Source organism: Paenibacillus sp. D9 (assembly GCF_001188365.1).
GTDB classification, from domain to species: domain Bacteria; phylum Bacillota; class Bacilli; order Paenibacillales; family Paenibacillaceae; genus Paenibacillus_O; species Paenibacillus_O humicus.
Genome location: NZ_JZEJ01000001.1, coordinates 2626661 through 2642759, shown reverse-complemented (window position 1 = coordinate 2642759; position 16099 = coordinate 2626661). Strand labels below are relative to the sequence as shown.

The following is a 16099-nucleotide window of genomic DNA, read 5'->3' as shown; positions in this document are numbered from 1 at the left end:
TCCCGCTCTATAATTGTAACGTTACAAAATAAAATAGTAAAGTGAATAATGTGGAAATAGAATGACTTTATCGTATTGTAACTTGACTTGACGCTATTTATGCTCCATAATGAGTCTCACAAGCGCTTTCATTTTCAGTTTTGCTCATTGACAGCTGGATGACAGAGAATGATTTTAACATGACAAGTTAGGGAGGCCATGCAGAATGAAAAAGAGAATCCCAATGGTTTTATCCGTTGCTTTGATCGCGGGCATGCTGTCCGCCTGCTCCACCGGCCAGGGCGGCCAAAACGAATCCGGCTCGGCGTCCGGAGAAGGCGTGACGACGATCGAGTTCTGGGCGGCGCCGAATCCGACGCAGCAGGCTTACTGGCAGGAGATGGCCAAGGCGTATGAAGCCCAGAACGGCAAGGTCAAGATCAACGTCAGCGCGATCAAGGAATCGCCGACCTCCGAAGCCAGCATCCAGGCCGCGCTGGCGGCCAAGAGCGCGCCGACGATGTCGGAGAACATCAACCGCGGCTTCGCGGCCCAGCTGTCGAGCAGCAAGGCGCTAGTGCCGCTGGATACGCTGGAAGGCTACGACGACCTGCTCAAGGGACGCAGCATGAGCAAGACGATTGAGCCGTGGAAGTTCGCGGACGGCCATCAATACGTGCTGCCGATCTACTCCAATCCGATGCTGTTCGGCTGGCGCCTCGATATTTTGAAGGAGCTCGGCTACAACGAGCCGCCGAAGACGTACGGCGAAGTGCTGGAGCTGACCAAGAAGCTCAAGGACAAATACGGCGACAAGAAATACCTGTGGGCGAAGCCGGATCTGGCCGATCCCACCGCCTGGAAGCGCTGGTTCGACTTCTACATGCTGTATGACGCCGCGTCGAACGGCAACAAGTTCATCGAGGGCGACACGTTCACCGGGGACGAGAAAGCCGGCATCGAAGTGCTGACGTTCGTCGACAGCCTGCGCAAGGAGAAAGGGCTGCTGGCGCGGCAGGTGACCGATCCGTTCGAGAACGGCACGGGGGTGTTCACCGATATCGGTCCGTGGACCTTTACGACCTGGGCGGAAAAATACCCGAACCTGAAGTACAACGAAACCTACGCGCTGACGATGCCTCCGGTGCCTGACGGCGCCGATCCGGCCCAGAGCAAGACGTTCGCCGATACGAAGGGGCTTGTCATCTACGCTTCCGCGACGAAGGCGCAGCAGCAGGCGGCGCTTGATTTCGTGAAGTGGGTGTACAACGACGCCAAAAACGACGCGGCCTGGTTCAAGCAGACGAATCTGCCGCCGGCCCGCGACGACCTGTCGACCAACGAATCGTTCAAGGCGATCCTGGACGAGAGTCCGCAGTTGAAGCCGTATGCGGAGAATGTGCCGAATGCGGTGCCGCCGATGGACAACGCCAAGTACAACGACCTGCAGACGATCATCGGCACGGAGGCTTTCAACAAAGTGGTCAAGGGCGAAATCGCGCCTGCCGAGGGCTGGGCGGCGATGAAGGCTGCGCTGGAGAAAGCCCTGAAATAAGGGAGGTTCCGCTGTCATGGACCAACGCAACAACAAGCTGGGCTGGATGTTCGCCAGCCCTTACCTCATCTACTCGCTGATCTTTTTCTTTGTGCCGCTCTTATGGTCTTTGTTCCTGTCGTTTACGAACTGGGACCTCATCGCCCCGACGTTCAATTTCGTGGGGATCAGCAATTTCCTGGACGCGCTGCAATCGCCTGCCGTCCATGCGGCATTCTGGAATACGTACAAATTCATGATGATCTTCGTTCCGCTCGTCACCGTGATGGCGATCGGCGTCGCCGTCGTCGTCCATGGACTGCCCCGGTTCAAAGGGCTGTTCCTGATCGGATTTTTCCTGCCGTACCTCAGCTCGGGCGTCGTGTCCGCGCTGATCGTGAAGGGGCTACTCTCCTACACGAGTCCCGTCAATGAATTCCTGAGAGGCATCGGCATGGATATCAACTGGCTCGGCTCTCCCTTCTCGGCGCTGTTCGTCGTCGGCCTGATCCTCGCCTGGAAGTTCACCGGCTATTATGCGCTCATCATCACATCCGGCCTCGAGAGCATCGATAAGGAAGTGTACGAGGCCGCCGCCATCGACGGGGTCAAGGACAGCCAGCGGTTCTGGCGGATCACGCTGCCGCTGCTGTACCCGTCGCTCTATACGACGCTGATTCTGGCGTTCGGCGTGACGTTCGGCATCTTCACCGAGGTGTACCAGCTGACCGGCGGCGGTCCCGGCAACGCGACGAACACCTGGCAGATGGAGATCTTCAAGCAGGCATTCTCGAACATGCAGGTCGGCTACGCCTCCGCGGTCGCGCTGCTGGCGTCGCTGGCGACGTTCGCCTCGATTTTCGTGATCCGCAAAATTCTGGAGATATGGGGGAAGCGGAATGGTTGGGTCTAATAAACGCAGCGGCGCCAGGCGGGCCGTCCGTTACTCGCTCGCCCTCGCGCTCCTGCTCGTCATGGTTTATCCCTATCTGTACATGGTGCTCAGCTCGTTCGCGGACTGGACGCAGATCGACAAGAAGCTGTTCCCGACGAGCTTCACGCTCAAGTCCTACGAGTGGCTGTTCAGCGGCGGCGAGACGGGCATCACCCGTCCCTGGCTGAACGCGTTCATGAACAGCATCATCGTCTCGGTCGCCTCCACGGCGCTTATGATGCTGTTCGGCATCATGGTCGCCTACGCGCTGTCCAAGCTCAATTTCTTCGGCCGCAAGGCGATGAACAACTTCGTCCTGTTCCATATGTTCTTTCCGGCGATCATCCTGCTGGTGCCGACGTTTCTGGTCATCCAGCGGGTCGGCCTCTACGACACGTATCTGGGCCTGATCATTCCGAAGGCGGTCAGCCTGTGGGCGATCTTCATGTACACGAACTTTTTCAAGGCCGTTCCTTCCGTCTTCATCGAGGCGGCCAAGCTGGACGGGGCATCCGATCTGAAAATCATGTTCCGCATCATGCTGCCGATGTCGAAGTCGATCACGACCGTCATCTTCCTCTTCCTGCTCATGGAGCGCTGGACCGAGCTGCTGTGGGACATGATCGCGGTCAAAAGCGATTCGATGCTGACGCTGAACGTGCTGCTCTCGCAGATGTTCGGACCGTACGGCTCCTATCCGGGACCGCTGTACGCCGCTTCGACCATCCTGACGCTGCCGATCATCGTCATGTTCCTGATCTTCAGCAAGAAGTTCCAGGAAGGCATGCAGTTCAGCCTCAAATAAACATCCCATGCAGGGAGGAAACCTTCTATGAATACTCGGAAGCTTGAGCCGTCATCATGCCGCGAGCTGCTGGCGGAATACCGGGCATCGGGCGCGCGGGCCGAGGCGCCGGAGCGGATTCCGTTCGCGGAAGTCGGGGAGAAGGATGTCTACAACATTGCCGCTCCGCTTCTGGACAGCGGCCGGGAAATCATCCCGGGCCGCGTGGAATCCCGGGACAGCGAGCATTCCATGGTCGTCTTCTTCGCGGAAGAGGGCGGACGGTGGCTGCCGCTGGAGGGGGCTCCGGTGCTGGAGCTCCAGGACCCGTTCCACTGCCGCATCGGCGGGAAGCTCATCGTCGGAGGCGTGGAGATCTATCCGCATCCGGACAACGAAGGCGCGCTGATGTGGCGGACCGTCTTTTACCGCGGCAGCGGACTTTCGGATTTAGAGCCGTTTTTCAAAGGACCGGACGGAATGAAGGATATCCGCCTGGTGGAGCTTGCCGATGGAGAGGTCGGGGTTTTCACCCGGCCCCAGGGCCGGAAGGGAGGCCGCGGCAAGATCGGATTCGCGAGGGCGTCCTCTCTGGACGGGCTTACGCTTGAGCTGATCGAGGATGCGCCGCTGCTGGAAGGCCAGTTCGCGGAGGGAGAATGGGGAGGGGCCAATGAAGCCCATCTGCTGCAGGACGGCCGGATCGGCGTGCTCGGACATGTCGCCTGCTTCGACGAAGCGGGGGACCGCCACTATTACCCGATGGCGTTCGTGTTCGTTGCTGCCGGCGCCGGCTGCTCGAAGCTGAGCATTATCGCCGAGCGCAGCGTCTTTCTGCCTGGTCCGGCCAAGCGGGCGGACCTGCAGGATGTCGTCTTCAGCGGGGGGCTGCTTCGCAGAACAGACGGCACGGCGGTTCTATACGCGGGCATCAGCGACGCGGACGCGCAGAGGCTGGTCATCGCCGACCCGTTTGCCGGCTTGTAAGCTTTGGCCGCATTACTAGTTAAGATACAAAGGAGTTCATGCCATGAATAGCTACCGTTACGAACAGAATCCGCTGGTGACCCCGGCGGACGTGAAGCCGCATCGAGAGGATTTCGAGGTCATCGGCGCCTTCAACGCAGGGGTGGCGGAATATGACGGCGAAGTCATCCTGCTGCTGCGCGTGGCGGAACGCCCGATCAGCGAGGATCCGGAGGCGGTGCTGGCTCCCGTCTACAACAGGGAAAAAGGCGGCCTGGACCTCATACCGATCCGCAAGGACGACGAGCGCTACGACTTGTCCGATCCGCGCGTCATCGTGCGCAAGGAGCATGCGCCGGCCTTCGAATACCTGACCTCCCTCTCGTACCTGCGCATCGCGCGCAGCCGGGACGGCAGGAGCTTCACGGTCGACGAGGAGCCGTTCATTTATCCGACGCAGCCCCTGGAGATTTTCGGCGTTGAAGACCCCCGCATCACGCAGATCGGGGACACCTACTATATCTATTTCTCGGCCGTGTCGCCCGTCGGCATCGGGGAATCGCTCGTCTCCACGAAGGATTTCAAGAGCGTCACGCATCACGGCATGATCTTCGGGCCGGACAACAAGGACGTCATCATCTTCCCCGAGCGCATCGGCGGCAAGTATTACGCCCTTCACCGCCCGACGACCAAAAGCTGCGGCCGCCCCGAGATGTGGATCGCGGAATCGGACAACCTGCTGTACTGGGGCAACCACCGCCATCTCATCGGGCTGCGCGACGGCATGTGGGACAGCGGCCGCATCGGAGGCGGAGCCGTTCCGATCCGGACGGAGCGCGGCTGGCTGGAGCTGTACCACGGCGCGACCAAGGATCACCGGTACTGCATGGGAGCCGTGCTGCTCGACCTGGACGATCCCTCCAAGGTGATTGCCCGCTCCGGCAAGCCGATTCTGGAGCCGGAGGCGGATTACGAGCGGGACGGCTTCTTTGGAGGCGTCGTCTTCTCCTGCGGCGCTCTCGTCGACGGAGACCGCGTCCGCATGTATTACGGCGCAGCCGACACGTCCATGGCTTGCGCGGAGCTCAGCCTGACGGAAATTCTGGACAGCCTGGAGCCGGTCTGAGCGCAGGCTTGGCCTTGCCCGGATCTGGACCCGCGTCTCTGCAAGGAGACGTCAAAAGCATAACATGCAATAAGTTTTGCCCCTTTTCGTTCCTAGGCCAAGCCAAGGATTCTTGCTGGACAGCACCAGCCCCGGCGTATGCCGGGGCTTTTTTATTCCCGCAATCGTTTTTATTCTCCTCATCGGCCGCATCGGATCGGCTTAAACCGTTCTTGCCCCTGCGAAGCGGGCCGTACTCTGGTACACTGGCGAAAAGAACGAGTCGGGAAGGCAAGGGGGATGGACTCCCGGCTTGCCGTCCCGCATATGGAGGCTGCACCCATGATCAACGAAAACGAAATGCCCCTTACAAGCAGAGACATAAGCAAAGGGCTGCGAAAAATAGGAGTGGAGGAAGGGATGCTGCTGCTGGTCCACTCCTCCATGAAGGCATTCGGCCGCTGGGTCGTCGGCGGGCCGGAAGCGGTCGTGCTTGCCCTCGAGGAAGCCGTCGGGGACAGCGGCACGATCGTCATGCCGGCCCAATCGTCGGATTTGTCCGAGCCCTCCTATTGGATGCGCCCGCCGGTTCCGGAATCATGGTGGCCGCTCATTCGGGCCGAGATGCCCGCCTATCGCCCGGACTTGACGGCTACCCGCGGCATGGGCGCCGTCGTGGAATGCTTCCGCCGTCAAGAGGGCACGCTGCGCAGCGCCCATCCGCAGGTGAGCTTCGCCGCCCGCGGACCGCTGGCGCATACGATTCTGGAACCGCATCTGCTGTCGCCTGCCCTCGGCGAAGGCTCCCCTCTTGAGCGGATGGCCGAGCTTGGCGGCCGGGCTCTGCTGCTTGGGGTCGACCACGAACGAAACACGACGCTGCATCTGGCCGAGCATCGCGCTTCTTACCCCAACAAGGAGATGCTCAGCCAAGGCTCTCCCATGCTGAGGAACGGCGTCAGGGAATGGGTGGTTTTCGAGGACCTTGCGTACCGCGACGACGACTTCAACGTCGTGGGCGAAGCCTTTGAAAGGGATTGCCCGCTGGCCGCCAGAGGGCGGATCGGAGATGCGCTCGTGCGGCTGCTGCCGCAGCGGGAGCTGATCGACTACGCGGCGGCCTGGATGGAGGCCAACCGGTACTGACCGCGCGGCCGGCCAAGGATAGTTCCGGCGGATCTGGACCATCCTACCTCCATAAGGGAGGCTTGAAATCATGTCCGAACATCTCAAGCGTCCTCGGGCTGCCGCCGCCGGAGGGGCGGGCTCCGAAGGGGGCGCAAACGGCCTTTCTTGGTGGAAGCTGTCGCTGTTCGGAGCGGGCTGCACGATCGGCACCGCTTTTTTTCTCGGCACCGGCATCGCCGTCCGCCGGAGCGGCTTCCTCGTGCTGCCGATTTTTCTGGCTGCTGCCGCGGCCACTTATTTCGTCTATGAGGCGCTTGCTTCCATGACGGCCGAGCAGCCGGAAAAGGGCTCGTTCCGAGCGTATGCCAAAAAAGCGTACGGAAGATGGGCCGGCTTCAGCACGGGCTGGATCTACTGGTCTTCCGAGCTGCTCATTCTCGGGGGCTCCCTGACAGCTCTCGGGCTGTTCACGCGGTACTGGCTTCCGGCTGTTCCGCTATGGGTTTTTGCCGCAGGCTACGCCGTGCTGGCGCTCGCCGTCGTCGTGCTGGGGTCCAAAGGAATCAACACCGCCGAGAACCTGTTCGCCGTCGTGAAAATCGCGGCCGTCGCCATGTTCATCGCCGTCGCCGCCTTCATGCTGCTGAGCGGCAGAACGTCCCCGGCGGCAAAGCCGGCGGAGTGGAGGGGGCTGCTGGAGGCCGGCGGCTGGAAAGGCGCCTGGAGCGGACTTCTATACGCCTTCTACGCCTTCAGCGGCATCGAGGTGATGGGTTTCATGGCTGCCGGACTGAAGCGGCCTGCGGATGCCCCCAAGGCGGGCCGCATCATGCTGCTGGGCATTGGAATCCTCTATCTTCTTTCCATCGGCCTTGCAATTGTGGTCGTGCCGCGTTCGGATATGAATTCCTCGGAAAGCCCGTTTGTCCAGACGCTCGAGGTGATGAGGCTGTCCGTGCTCGTCCATATGCTCAACGGGGTGCTGATCGTCGCCGGATTCTCGATTCTCGTCGCCTCTCTGTACGGCGTATCCACGATGCTGGTATCGCTCGCATCGGACGGAGACGCTCCGCGCTGGCTGACGCGGACGGCGGGGGCCCGGCGCCTGCCATGGGCGGCGCTGCTCGTCAACGCGGGCGGCATGACGGTCTCCGTCGTGCTTGCCCTGCTTCTGCCCTCGACGCTGTTCGAGCATCTGGCGACAGCCGGCGGCCTGGTGCTTCTCTATGTATGGATGTTCATCGTCGCGACTTATCTGAAGCTGCATAAGCCGGGGCTTCCGGGATGGATCAAAAGCGGGACGGCGCTTGCCCTCATGGCGGCCGCCGCCTCCGGCTCGCTGCTGGAGCCGGCAGGCCGGCCAGGCTTCTGGGCCAGTCTGGCGATTGCCGCGGCGGTGGGCGCCGTCACGCTGGCCATGTCGAGACGCTGGAAGGGCGGACAGCCGCAGCCAGGCGAGGAGAAGCGTTCCGAGGGCGACGCTTGCGGGGAGACGGCTTCATCCTGAGGCGGCGAACGTTTCGTCTTATCGCCTGAGCGCTCAAGACCCGCGAGAATGCTTCCTTGCGGAATCCGGATCTAGTCGCCGGCAGGCAGCTTGATTTTGCCGCTCAGGAACGGGCATTTCGACAAGGCGCTGTCGTCGTCCCGCAAATAGTATTGCTGCCATTCCTGGTTGTCCTGCTGGCCGTACCATTTGAGCGACGGATGGGCGGGGATGCCGTCGTAGTCCGCCAGCTTCCTGCGGATGATTTTTTTCATGTTGCGGCCGAAGGGCGTGGAGTCGTTGATTTCCCGGAAAACCCAGCGCGGCTGGAAAGCTGCGAGAAAGCCGGAAAAGGAGCGGCTGCGCCGGACCACATGGGCCGGAGTGGCGCAAAAGGCGAAATAGGGCTCTCCGCCGAAGCAGAATTCCCATTCGTGATGCCCGGGATCCCGGGGAATCGATTCCGGCCAGGGTGCCGGGTCCAGCCTGGAAGCGCCGCTGAGAAGAGACCAGAACAGCTCCTCGTAGGTTTCCACGGACGCGCTCTCCAGCAGATCCTCGGGAGTGCGGAAGAAGATGACCAGCGAGGCGTATTTGCCCGTTTCCCGGGACAAGGGACCGTACTGCGCAAGCAGATCGGCGACTTCGCGCGCCGCCGCTTCCGTACGCGGGTCGGGAGCGAACCCGAACCGCAGATTGTCGGTCAGGAAGCCCTGCCTGCCCGGCACGCAAGGATAGGAATTGCCGTCGTCGGCGATCATGGAAGCAAAGCTCAGGTAGGCTTCCCTTTCCCACTTCTCCAGTGACATTGAGTGATGTTCAAGCCAGCTTTTCGCATGCAGTTGTGCCATCCGTCCTTGCCATCCTCCTTTGATACGTCGCTTCATCGTATGTAAGGAGTGGGAGTTGGGTGAACGTCCCGGCATTCTAGGCCGTCAGCTGGAGGAAGGCCTGCCAGCCGAAGTAAAGGCCGAAGCCGATCAGCGACAGCCCTGCCAGGGAGGAGATGCCTTGCAGGACGCGGCTGCTGGCGAATCGCCGCAGCGAGCTTGCGAGTGCGGCCATGACGACGTCCCAGAGCAGGATGCCCGCGAAAATTCCGGTGCTGTGCAGGAGCAGCAGAGAGAGGCCCTCATGGGAGCTCCCGGCGATCAGGGAGCCGTAGATGCCGAGCCAGAACAGGATATTGAGCGGGTTGAGGAGCGCCATCAGGAAGCCGGAGCGGAAGGATGCGGCTCTCGTCGTTTCCTCATGGAGCGGACCCGGCAGCGAGGGGGAAGCGGCCTTCAGCGTCTCGAGACCGGTGTACATGAGCACGAAGAAGCCGAAAGAGAACAGCAGCGTGCGCATGAAGCCGGTCGCCAGGAAGTTCGCCACGCCGAAATAAATCAGCAGCATGTACAGCGCGTCGGCAGCCATGGCGCCGATTCCGACCAGCCATGCATGGGTGAAGCCGAACCGGGCTCCCTTGTCCAGCTGGGCGGCGTTGATGGGGCCGATCGGAGCCGACAGGGACAGACCCAGCAGCACATAGGCCAAAAAGGCGTTCATCCGAAATTCACCTCCAGAGGAAATAGGCTTGCCTGCAACGGGTACAAGTCATCCTATTCCTATTCGGAGGCTTATTTTTGTAGAAGGACAAATAGGGGCGCCGGAGCGGCGTCCCTGGAAACAGTTCGATTCAACGACTCCCATGTGTCGCCCGGCCGATCCATCGATCGCCGTGATCAGTCGACAACTTCGACGCGGATCGGCGTGCAGGCATAGCCGTTGCAGGCGCTTTCCGAGCAGGGGCAGGCAGAGACGGCGACGATCAAATCCATTTCCGCCCTCAGCTCCACCGCGTCGCCCGCCTTCGATAACGGACGCTCGACGGAAATGCTGCCGTCCGGATGGATGACGGTGTTCATGAACACGTTGAACGCGTAATGCTGGTCCGGCTCCGGCAAGCCGTACGGCTCCAGTGCCCGGGTCAGGTTTTCATGGCAGCTGGCGTGGTTTTTCTTGCCGTACAAAAACTCGTACATCTCCGGACGGCAGGAGGCGTTGATGAAATCGTGGACGCCGACGTCGTCGGCGACAACGGTCAGGATCGGACGGTATTTGTTGGAGTAGAGAATATCCCCCGGACGGACCTTCATCTTATGGAGGGCGTCCATCGTCACGTTGGGATCGATCCTCTCGGTCGTGTCGTCGGCGCGGTAAGCGACGAAATCGGCCACCTGCTCGCCCTCGACATCCGTCACCCGGATGACTTGGCCTTTGTTTACTTTGAAGCCGATTCCTTCTCCGGCTGGAATCAGCCAGTGGCTCTGCGGCATGCTCGGTTCACCCTTCCTATGGTCATCTAGTCAGTATGGCTGTAAGGCGATCGGGGCATGCATCGGGACGCCCGGACCGTCGGCAGCGGCGGAAAAGTTGTCTGTCCGGCACGCGGCGTGATATCCTGCATGATAGACCTATCGTTTCCGGCAGAGGCGAGAGCGTGGACCGGAAGGATGCTGAAAGGGGCATTTCGCATCATGAGCAAGGGCGCATTCATGGGGGAAGACAGGCAAGCCTGGCTGGAATCGTTTCAATTTTCCATCCCGCTGAAAATCCGTTATTGCGAGACGGACATGCTGGGGCATGTCAACAACGTCAGCTACTTCATGTATTTCGAGCAGGGCAGGATCGAGTACGTCGAGAACCTGGGGCTGACCGACGAGCTGTTCAGCGACAAGACGGTATCCGTCGTGGCGGATCTCGAATGCCAGTACCTGGGCCAAATTTATCTCCGCGACCAGCTGCGGCTGCATGTGAAGACAGCCAAGCTCGGACGCTCGTCCATGGACATCCATTACGCGCTTACCGTCGGGGAAGAGCTCAGGGCCGCGGGACGCGGCACGGTCGTGCTGATCGATACGGCCAGCGGCCGCAGCACCGCCATCCCGGATCATGTGCGGGAGGCGCTCCGCTCCTTCGAGGGCGAGGGAATGACCGATTAACCGGACTTCGGTCCAGGACAGGAACATTCCACAGACGGTATGCCTCAAGCGCCCCATCGCGGTAAGCTGGTTCCAGACGACATCTTGCGGGCAGGGCATGCGGAAGAAGACTATTTCGGCCGAACGAGCCGTATGTATAAGCGGAAGCTGCCACCGGCTAAGATCTTGAAGGAGGAACCCCCTTTGGTACCTATAAGCCAGCAGAGGATCCTGGTCTTGACCGGGACGCTGGGCGACGGCCACAACCAGGCGGCCGGAGCCATCGCGGAAGCGGCGGCGCGGCAATATCCCGACGCTGTTGTCCGGGTCGTGGATTTCATGCAGTGGACGCATCCCAAGACGCATTCCGTAGGCAGATTCTTCTACATGCAGGGCTTCAAAGGCTTGCCGTCCTTGTACGGATACCTGTACCGCGCCACCCGCGACGAGAACCGCCTGTCCGGGATGTTCAAGCAGATGCGCACGTTCCGCTCCGGGAGGATGATGGAGCTGCTGGAGGAATTCAGGCCCTCCGTCGTAGTCAGCACCTTCCCGCCCGCTGCAGCGGCGATGTCCCGTCTCAAGACGGCCGGGCTGACGTCGGTCGCCACGGTGACGGTGATGACCGATTACGCGCGGCACAGCTACTGGCTCCATCCGGGCACGGACCGGTACATCGTCGGCTCCGAGTCGATCCAGCGCTCCCTGACGGAGCTCGGCATACCGGCTGGAGCCGTATCGGTCACCGGCATGCCCGTCCGCTTCTCCTTCGGACGCGCCTACGACCGTCTGGAGCTGCGGCGCAAGCATGGGCTCAGCCCCACCCTGCCGGTCGTTCTCGTCATGGGTGGGGGCGACGGCCTGATCGGACGGCGGCTGCTGACGCTGCTGGATTCCGCCGAGGACATGCCGCCCGCCCAGTACGTCTTCGTCTGCGGCCGCAACGAGAAGCTGCGCCGCCAGCTGGAGAAACGGCTGGAAGCGATGGGCGGACCGCATCGGATCCTCGTGACAGGCTTCATCGACTATGTGCACGAGCTCATGGCCGCAGCCGACGTCATGGTGACGAAGCCGGGCGGCCTCACCGTCTCCGAGGCTCTGTCGCAGGAGCTGCCGATGATTCTGTTCAAGCCGATTCCGGGACAAGAGCAGGAGAACTCGGCCTATCTGACGCGGCTGGGAGCCGCAGTGGAAGCCCGCTCCAAGTCGGACCTCATGCGTAGGCTGCGCCAGGTCATCGCGGAAGACGCGCTGCGCGCCCGCCTGCGCAAGAACGCATCGCTGAACAAGCCGGAGCATGGCGCGGATCGGGCCGTGCATGCGATCATCCGGATGCTCGGCCAATCGGCCGAAGGCGCGGACGCCGCAGCTCTTCGCTTGGCGGCTGCCCATGCGTGACAGCTGCACAAGCTGGAGACGTTGCTCAAGCATGACGGTCGGGCAGGCATGAGAATGCGGCAGGCATGACCGATTGCTGCGCACGCATCCGGAGATGCAAAAGCTCAGCTGCGCATCCATCCGAAGCTGCAACAGCTCAGCTGCGCAGACATCGGAAGATACAAGAAGGAATTCGGCCATCGGCCCGGATTCCTTTTTTTGATTTTTGCTGTCGGCGGCATCGTGTTTTTGTACTGATTTCGCCTGCCGTCTGCTTTATTTTTCAGGATGGCTTGCCTGATCAAAAATGTATGCGCTATCATAACAATTGTGACGAAAACGCTCAAAACGATGTCAGATTTTCCGATATTTATTGGAAATACGAGGAAAATTGGCATCGAAATGTTCTGGCGCTCGTCCAAATCCTTGACTATGATGGTAGAAAACATCCCAAAACTCGCCTGGGGGAATCGGCAGCATGGAAAACTGGCTCGGCAAATCACTCAAACACAAGCTATCCCTCCTGACGATTCTAGCCGTGCTCGTGCCGCTGATGTCGCTCGGACTGCTGTCCTACTCAATCGCCGAGGGGCTGTCGGAAGAGAAAGCCAAGATCGACGGCATGAAGACGCTGGATCTGCTCCAGGCTTACCTGGACAACATGGTCGCGGACGTGGAGAACATGTCGCTCTTCCTGATCGGCAACGAGAATGTCCAGAAGGATCTGCAGGCCGGACAGCGCGATGCGCGCAAGCAGACCGCCATCATCAGCTTTCTGACCGATCTGGCCTTCTCCAAGCCGTATATCAGCAACATCACCATCGACGGATCGGGCGGAAGCTCGCCCGTGAGCATCCGCTCCGTCGTCTCCTCCGGCCTTGACCGCCTTGCGGCCGAGGACCCGGAGCATTACGGCCCGCATGCCAAATGGTGGTCGTCCGTCTACGTGCAGACGACTTCCCTGGACAGCCAGCAGGTGCTGACGATGTCCCGGCCGATCCGCAGCACGACGCGTTACGACAAAGTCATCGGCCAGCTGCGAATCAGCCTCGACCAGTCGGTCATCGCCGGCCAGCTGCGGCAGTCCGAGCTGGAAGGCTCGGGCTCGGTCGTGCTGCTCGACGGACAGGGCCGGATTATGGCCGGACCGCCGCGCTGGGAGACGAACCGCCCCCTTACGGATTATTTGCCGGGCTTGACCGGGCTGGACGGAGAGAGCGGCGTGCTCACTTACGGCCAGAACGACACCCGTTCCACCGTCCTGTACCGCTCGCTCGGCAGAGCCGACTGGAAGCTCGCCGGCATCATCCCCTTTCAGGAGTACCGCTCCCAGAACCGCTATTTCCTTACGCTCACCGCAATCTCGGTATGCATCGCCCTCCTGTTCGTCATTGTCGTCGTCGGCTTCATCGTGCGCAAGGTGACCGGGCCGCTCTCCTCGCTGACGAGGCAGCTGCGGGGCGCGAATCCCGAGGAGCCGCTGCCTGTAATTCCGGTCACAACAATCGACGAGGTCGGCCAGCTGGTCATCAGCTACAATCGGCTCAGCAGCCGCATCGTCAACCTGACGGAGGAAGTGAAGCGGAGCGAGAGCATGAAGAAGGAAGCGGACATGCTGGCGCTGCAAGCCCAGATCAACCCTCATTTCCTTTACAACACTCTGTCTTCCGTCCAGTGGATGGCGCTGATGAACAAGGATGCCCGCACGGCGGAAATGGTCGGCTCGCTCAGCGACTTCCTCCGCTTCAGCCTCAACAAGGGGCAGGAATACTGTACGGTGTCCCAGGAAATCAGCCATGTGCAGAGCTATATCAAGGTACAGTCGATCCGTTATCCGGAGCGGTTCTGGTTCCGCACGGAGGTGCCTCAAGAGCTGCTGGAGCGCCGGATGCTGAAGCTGCTGCTGCAGCCGCTGATCGAGAACGCCCTGCTGCACGGCATTCTCAAGCGGCCCGAGCCCGGAGGCATCGAGGTCATCGCCGCTCCCGTCGAGGAGGGAATCCGCTTCACGGTCCGGGATGACGGAGTCGGCATTGAGCCGGCGAAGCTGGAGGAGCTGCGGGGCCTGCTCGTGAGCCGGCTGCTGCCGGGCTTCGATACGGCGACCGGGGGAGAATACGGCAGCTACGGGCTGCGCAACGTGCACAACCGGCTGCTGCTCCATTATGGTCCGGGCGCAGGCCTGCAGGTGGAGAGCCGCGTCGGAGAAGGGACAGTCGTCATGTTCGTGCTGCCGGAGCCGGCCGAGGAGGAGGGAAGCGGATGAAGCTGCTCATAGTCGACGATGAAGTCATCATCCGTACCGGTTTGAGCACGGTCATTCCTTGGGCGGAGAACGGCTTCAGCCTGCTGCCCGCAGCGGCTTCCGCGGAGGAAGCGCTGATGCGCATCCCGGTGGAGAGGCCGGAGCTGATTCTCACCGACATCCGCATGACGGGAGCAAGCGGCCTCGAGATGAGCTCGGAGGTGCTCGCCTCTTATCCGGATACCGAGGTCATCGTGCTGTCCGGTTATGATGAATTTACTTATGCCCAGCAAGCCATCAGGCAGGGCGTGAGCGAGTATCTGCTCAAGACGAGCGGTCCGGACGAGATTTTGCAGGCGGCGCTGCGGGCGAGAGACCGGCGCCGCAGCAAGCTGGAGCGCGAGGAGAGCAGACGGATGCAGTCGGAAGCCTATTACGGGCAGCAGATCTCCCGCCTTCTGGGAGGAGGGCGGCCGGAGCCGGAGCTGCTGGAGCAGACGTTCGACTGGCATCCCGCCCTGCGCGCTGTCGGCCGGAGCCGCGGCCTGCAGCTATGGCTGCTCGGCTATGCCGGTCCGGCCGCTGCGCGCGGACTCGCCGAGGAGGCGGTCCAGCAGCTGGCCGGCCTTCTGGGCGTCCCTGCCGCCGCGCATGAACGGGGCTGGCTGCTTGCGGCCGCTGTCCGCGATGGGCAGGAGCTCGTTCCGCAGATGCGCTCCATCGTCCGGAAGGCTGCGGCGGCCGGGGTGCCGCTCCATGCGGCCGGCGGCGAAGTCCAGCCGGGCTGGGACGGCATGGAGGCGGCGAGAAGGACAGCGCTGCATGCGTATTCAAGCCGCTACCTGGCCGGCAGCGGCGGCGTCGTCCTGAATGCCGAGGTGAGCGGGCGCGAGGGCATGCGCACCGTATGCTCTCCGGAGGAGGAGAGGGAGATCGCGCGCATGCTTCAAGCCGGTAGGGCGGAGGCGGTGGAGCAATGGACCGATCGTCTCCTGGAGAGCATCCGTTCCGAGGGGAAGGCGACGCCGGCTTCCGCAACCGCTTATTTCCACTCCGTGCTCATCGCCGGCTGCCGCTGGCTGGACCGCAGCGCGGAATCCGTCGGGGCGGAGCCGGCTGCTCCGCTGGAGGGCCTGGAGATCAGCGGCCTGGAGGAGCAGCCGCGCGAGACGCTCATCACCTGCCTGCTCACGCTGGCGAGCCGGTACAGGGAGCTGGCTTCCGGCGGCCACGGAGCCGTCAGGCGAGCCTGCGAATACATCCGCGAGCATCTCAGCAGCAGCCTGTCGCTGCAGCAGGTCGCCCGGCATGTCCACATGAATCCGACTTATTTCAGCGAGCTGTTCAAACGGGAGGCCGGACTCACCTATCTGGAGTTCGTCACGGCCGCGCGCATGGAGCGGGCGCGGGATCTGCTGCTGCATACGCCTGCCAAGGTCGCGCGCATCGCCGCGGAGGTCGGGTATGAGGACGCCAAGCATTTCAACAAGCTGTTCAAGACGCATAGCGGCTGCACGCCGACCGAATTCCGCCAGGCGGGCAGGTGAAGAATGCCCCCCCTGCTCCCGAAGGATCCCCCCTGCTGAGGCGGGGCC

Annotated in this window: 14 protein-coding genes; 11 read left to right on the top strand and 3 right to left on the bottom strand. The window is 61.8% G+C overall.

Annotated features, from left to right (window positions below):
- Window positions 1-205: 205 nt before the first annotated feature.
- From VE23_RS12105 to VE23_RS12075, 7 genes are all read left to right on the top strand, one after another.
- Complete coding sequence (locus VE23_RS12105) at window positions 206-1534, top strand: ABC transporter substrate-binding protein (RefSeq protein ID WP_049868073.1); 1329 nt, start codon at window positions 206-208, stop codon at window positions 1532-1534.
- 16 nt (window positions 1535-1550) lie between these two features.
- Window positions 1551-2426, top strand: coding sequence for a carbohydrate ABC transporter permease (locus VE23_RS12100; protein WP_049868072.1), 876 nt, complete (start codon window positions 1551-1553; stop codon window positions 2424-2426).
- The gene (locus VE23_RS12095; RefSeq protein WP_049868071.1) at window positions 2413-3252 is read left to right on the top strand and encodes a carbohydrate ABC transporter permease; all 840 of its coding nucleotides are present in this window, start codon (window positions 2413-2415) and stop codon (window positions 3250-3252) included. The genes VE23_RS12100 and VE23_RS12095 overlap by 14 nt, the downstream gene beginning before the upstream one ends.
- A 27-nt stretch (window positions 3253-3279) precedes the next feature.
- On the top strand, window positions 3280-4218 hold the full coding sequence (locus tag VE23_RS12090; protein WP_049868070.1) for a DUF1861 family protein: 939 nt from the start codon (window positions 3280-3282) through the stop codon (window positions 4216-4218).
- A gap of 43 nt (window positions 4219-4261) precedes the next feature.
- Window positions 4262-5323, top strand: a complete 1062-nt coding sequence (locus VE23_RS12085) for a BtaManbiosPhlase (RefSeq protein ID WP_021877567.1) — start codon at window positions 4262-4264, stop codon at window positions 5321-5323.
- 321 nt (window positions 5324-5644) lie between these two features.
- The gene (locus tag VE23_RS12080) at window positions 5645-6448 is read left to right on the top strand and encodes an aminoglycoside N(3)-acetyltransferase (protein WP_049868069.1); all 804 of its coding nucleotides are present in this window, start codon (window positions 5645-5647) and stop codon (window positions 6446-6448) included.
- A gap of 70 nt (window positions 6449-6518) precedes the next feature.
- Window positions 6519-7937 (top strand): amino acid permease, encoded by a 1419-nt coding sequence (locus VE23_RS12075; protein WP_048747214.1) that lies wholly within the window; start codon window positions 6519-6521, stop codon window positions 7935-7937.
- A 71-nt stretch (window positions 7938-8008) separates the two neighbouring features.
- Here VE23_RS12075 and VE23_RS12070 read toward each other — a convergent pair whose 3' ends face one another.
- From VE23_RS12070 to VE23_RS12060, 3 genes are all read right to left on the bottom strand, one after another.
- Window positions 8009-8767, bottom strand: a complete 759-nt coding sequence (locus VE23_RS12070) for a YqcI/YcgG family protein (protein WP_048747212.1) — start codon at window positions 8765-8767, stop codon at window positions 8009-8011.
- A 76-nt stretch (window positions 8768-8843) separates the two neighbouring features.
- Entirely contained in the window at window positions 8844-9467 is a 624-nt protein-coding gene (locus VE23_RS12065) for a LysE family transporter (RefSeq protein ID WP_048747211.1), read from the bottom strand.
- Between the two features lie 176 nt (window positions 9468-9643).
- Complete coding sequence (locus tag VE23_RS12060; RefSeq protein ID WP_021881523.1) at window positions 9644-10237, bottom strand: DUF1989 domain-containing protein; 594 nt, start codon at window positions 10235-10237, stop codon at window positions 9644-9646.
- 201 nt (window positions 10238-10438) lie between these two features.
- Between VE23_RS12060 and VE23_RS12055 the strand changes: the two genes are divergently transcribed.
- The 4 genes from VE23_RS12055 to VE23_RS12035 all read left to right on the top strand — a co-directional run bounded on the left by VE23_RS12055 (window position 10439) and on the right by VE23_RS12035 (window position 16051).
- Window positions 10439-10903 (top strand): acyl-CoA thioesterase, encoded by a 465-nt coding sequence (locus tag VE23_RS12055; RefSeq protein ID WP_048747243.1) that lies wholly within the window; start codon window positions 10439-10441, stop codon window positions 10901-10903.
- Between the two features lie 183 nt (window positions 10904-11086).
- Window positions 11087-12280, top strand: coding sequence for an MGDG synthase family glycosyltransferase (locus tag VE23_RS12050; RefSeq protein WP_049868068.1), 1194 nt, complete (start codon window positions 11087-11089; stop codon window positions 12278-12280).
- Window positions 12281-12737: 457 nt separating this feature from the next.
- A complete protein-coding gene (locus VE23_RS12040) occupies window positions 12738-14525 on the top strand; it encodes a cache domain-containing sensor histidine kinase (protein WP_048747206.1) in 1788 nt (595 codons plus the stop codon).
- Window positions 14522-16051, top strand: a complete 1530-nt coding sequence (locus VE23_RS12035; protein WP_049868066.1) for a response regulator transcription factor — start codon at window positions 14522-14524, stop codon at window positions 16049-16051. The genes VE23_RS12040 and VE23_RS12035 overlap by 4 nt, the downstream gene beginning before the upstream one ends.
- The last annotated feature ends 48 nt before the right edge of the window (window positions 16052-16099 follow it).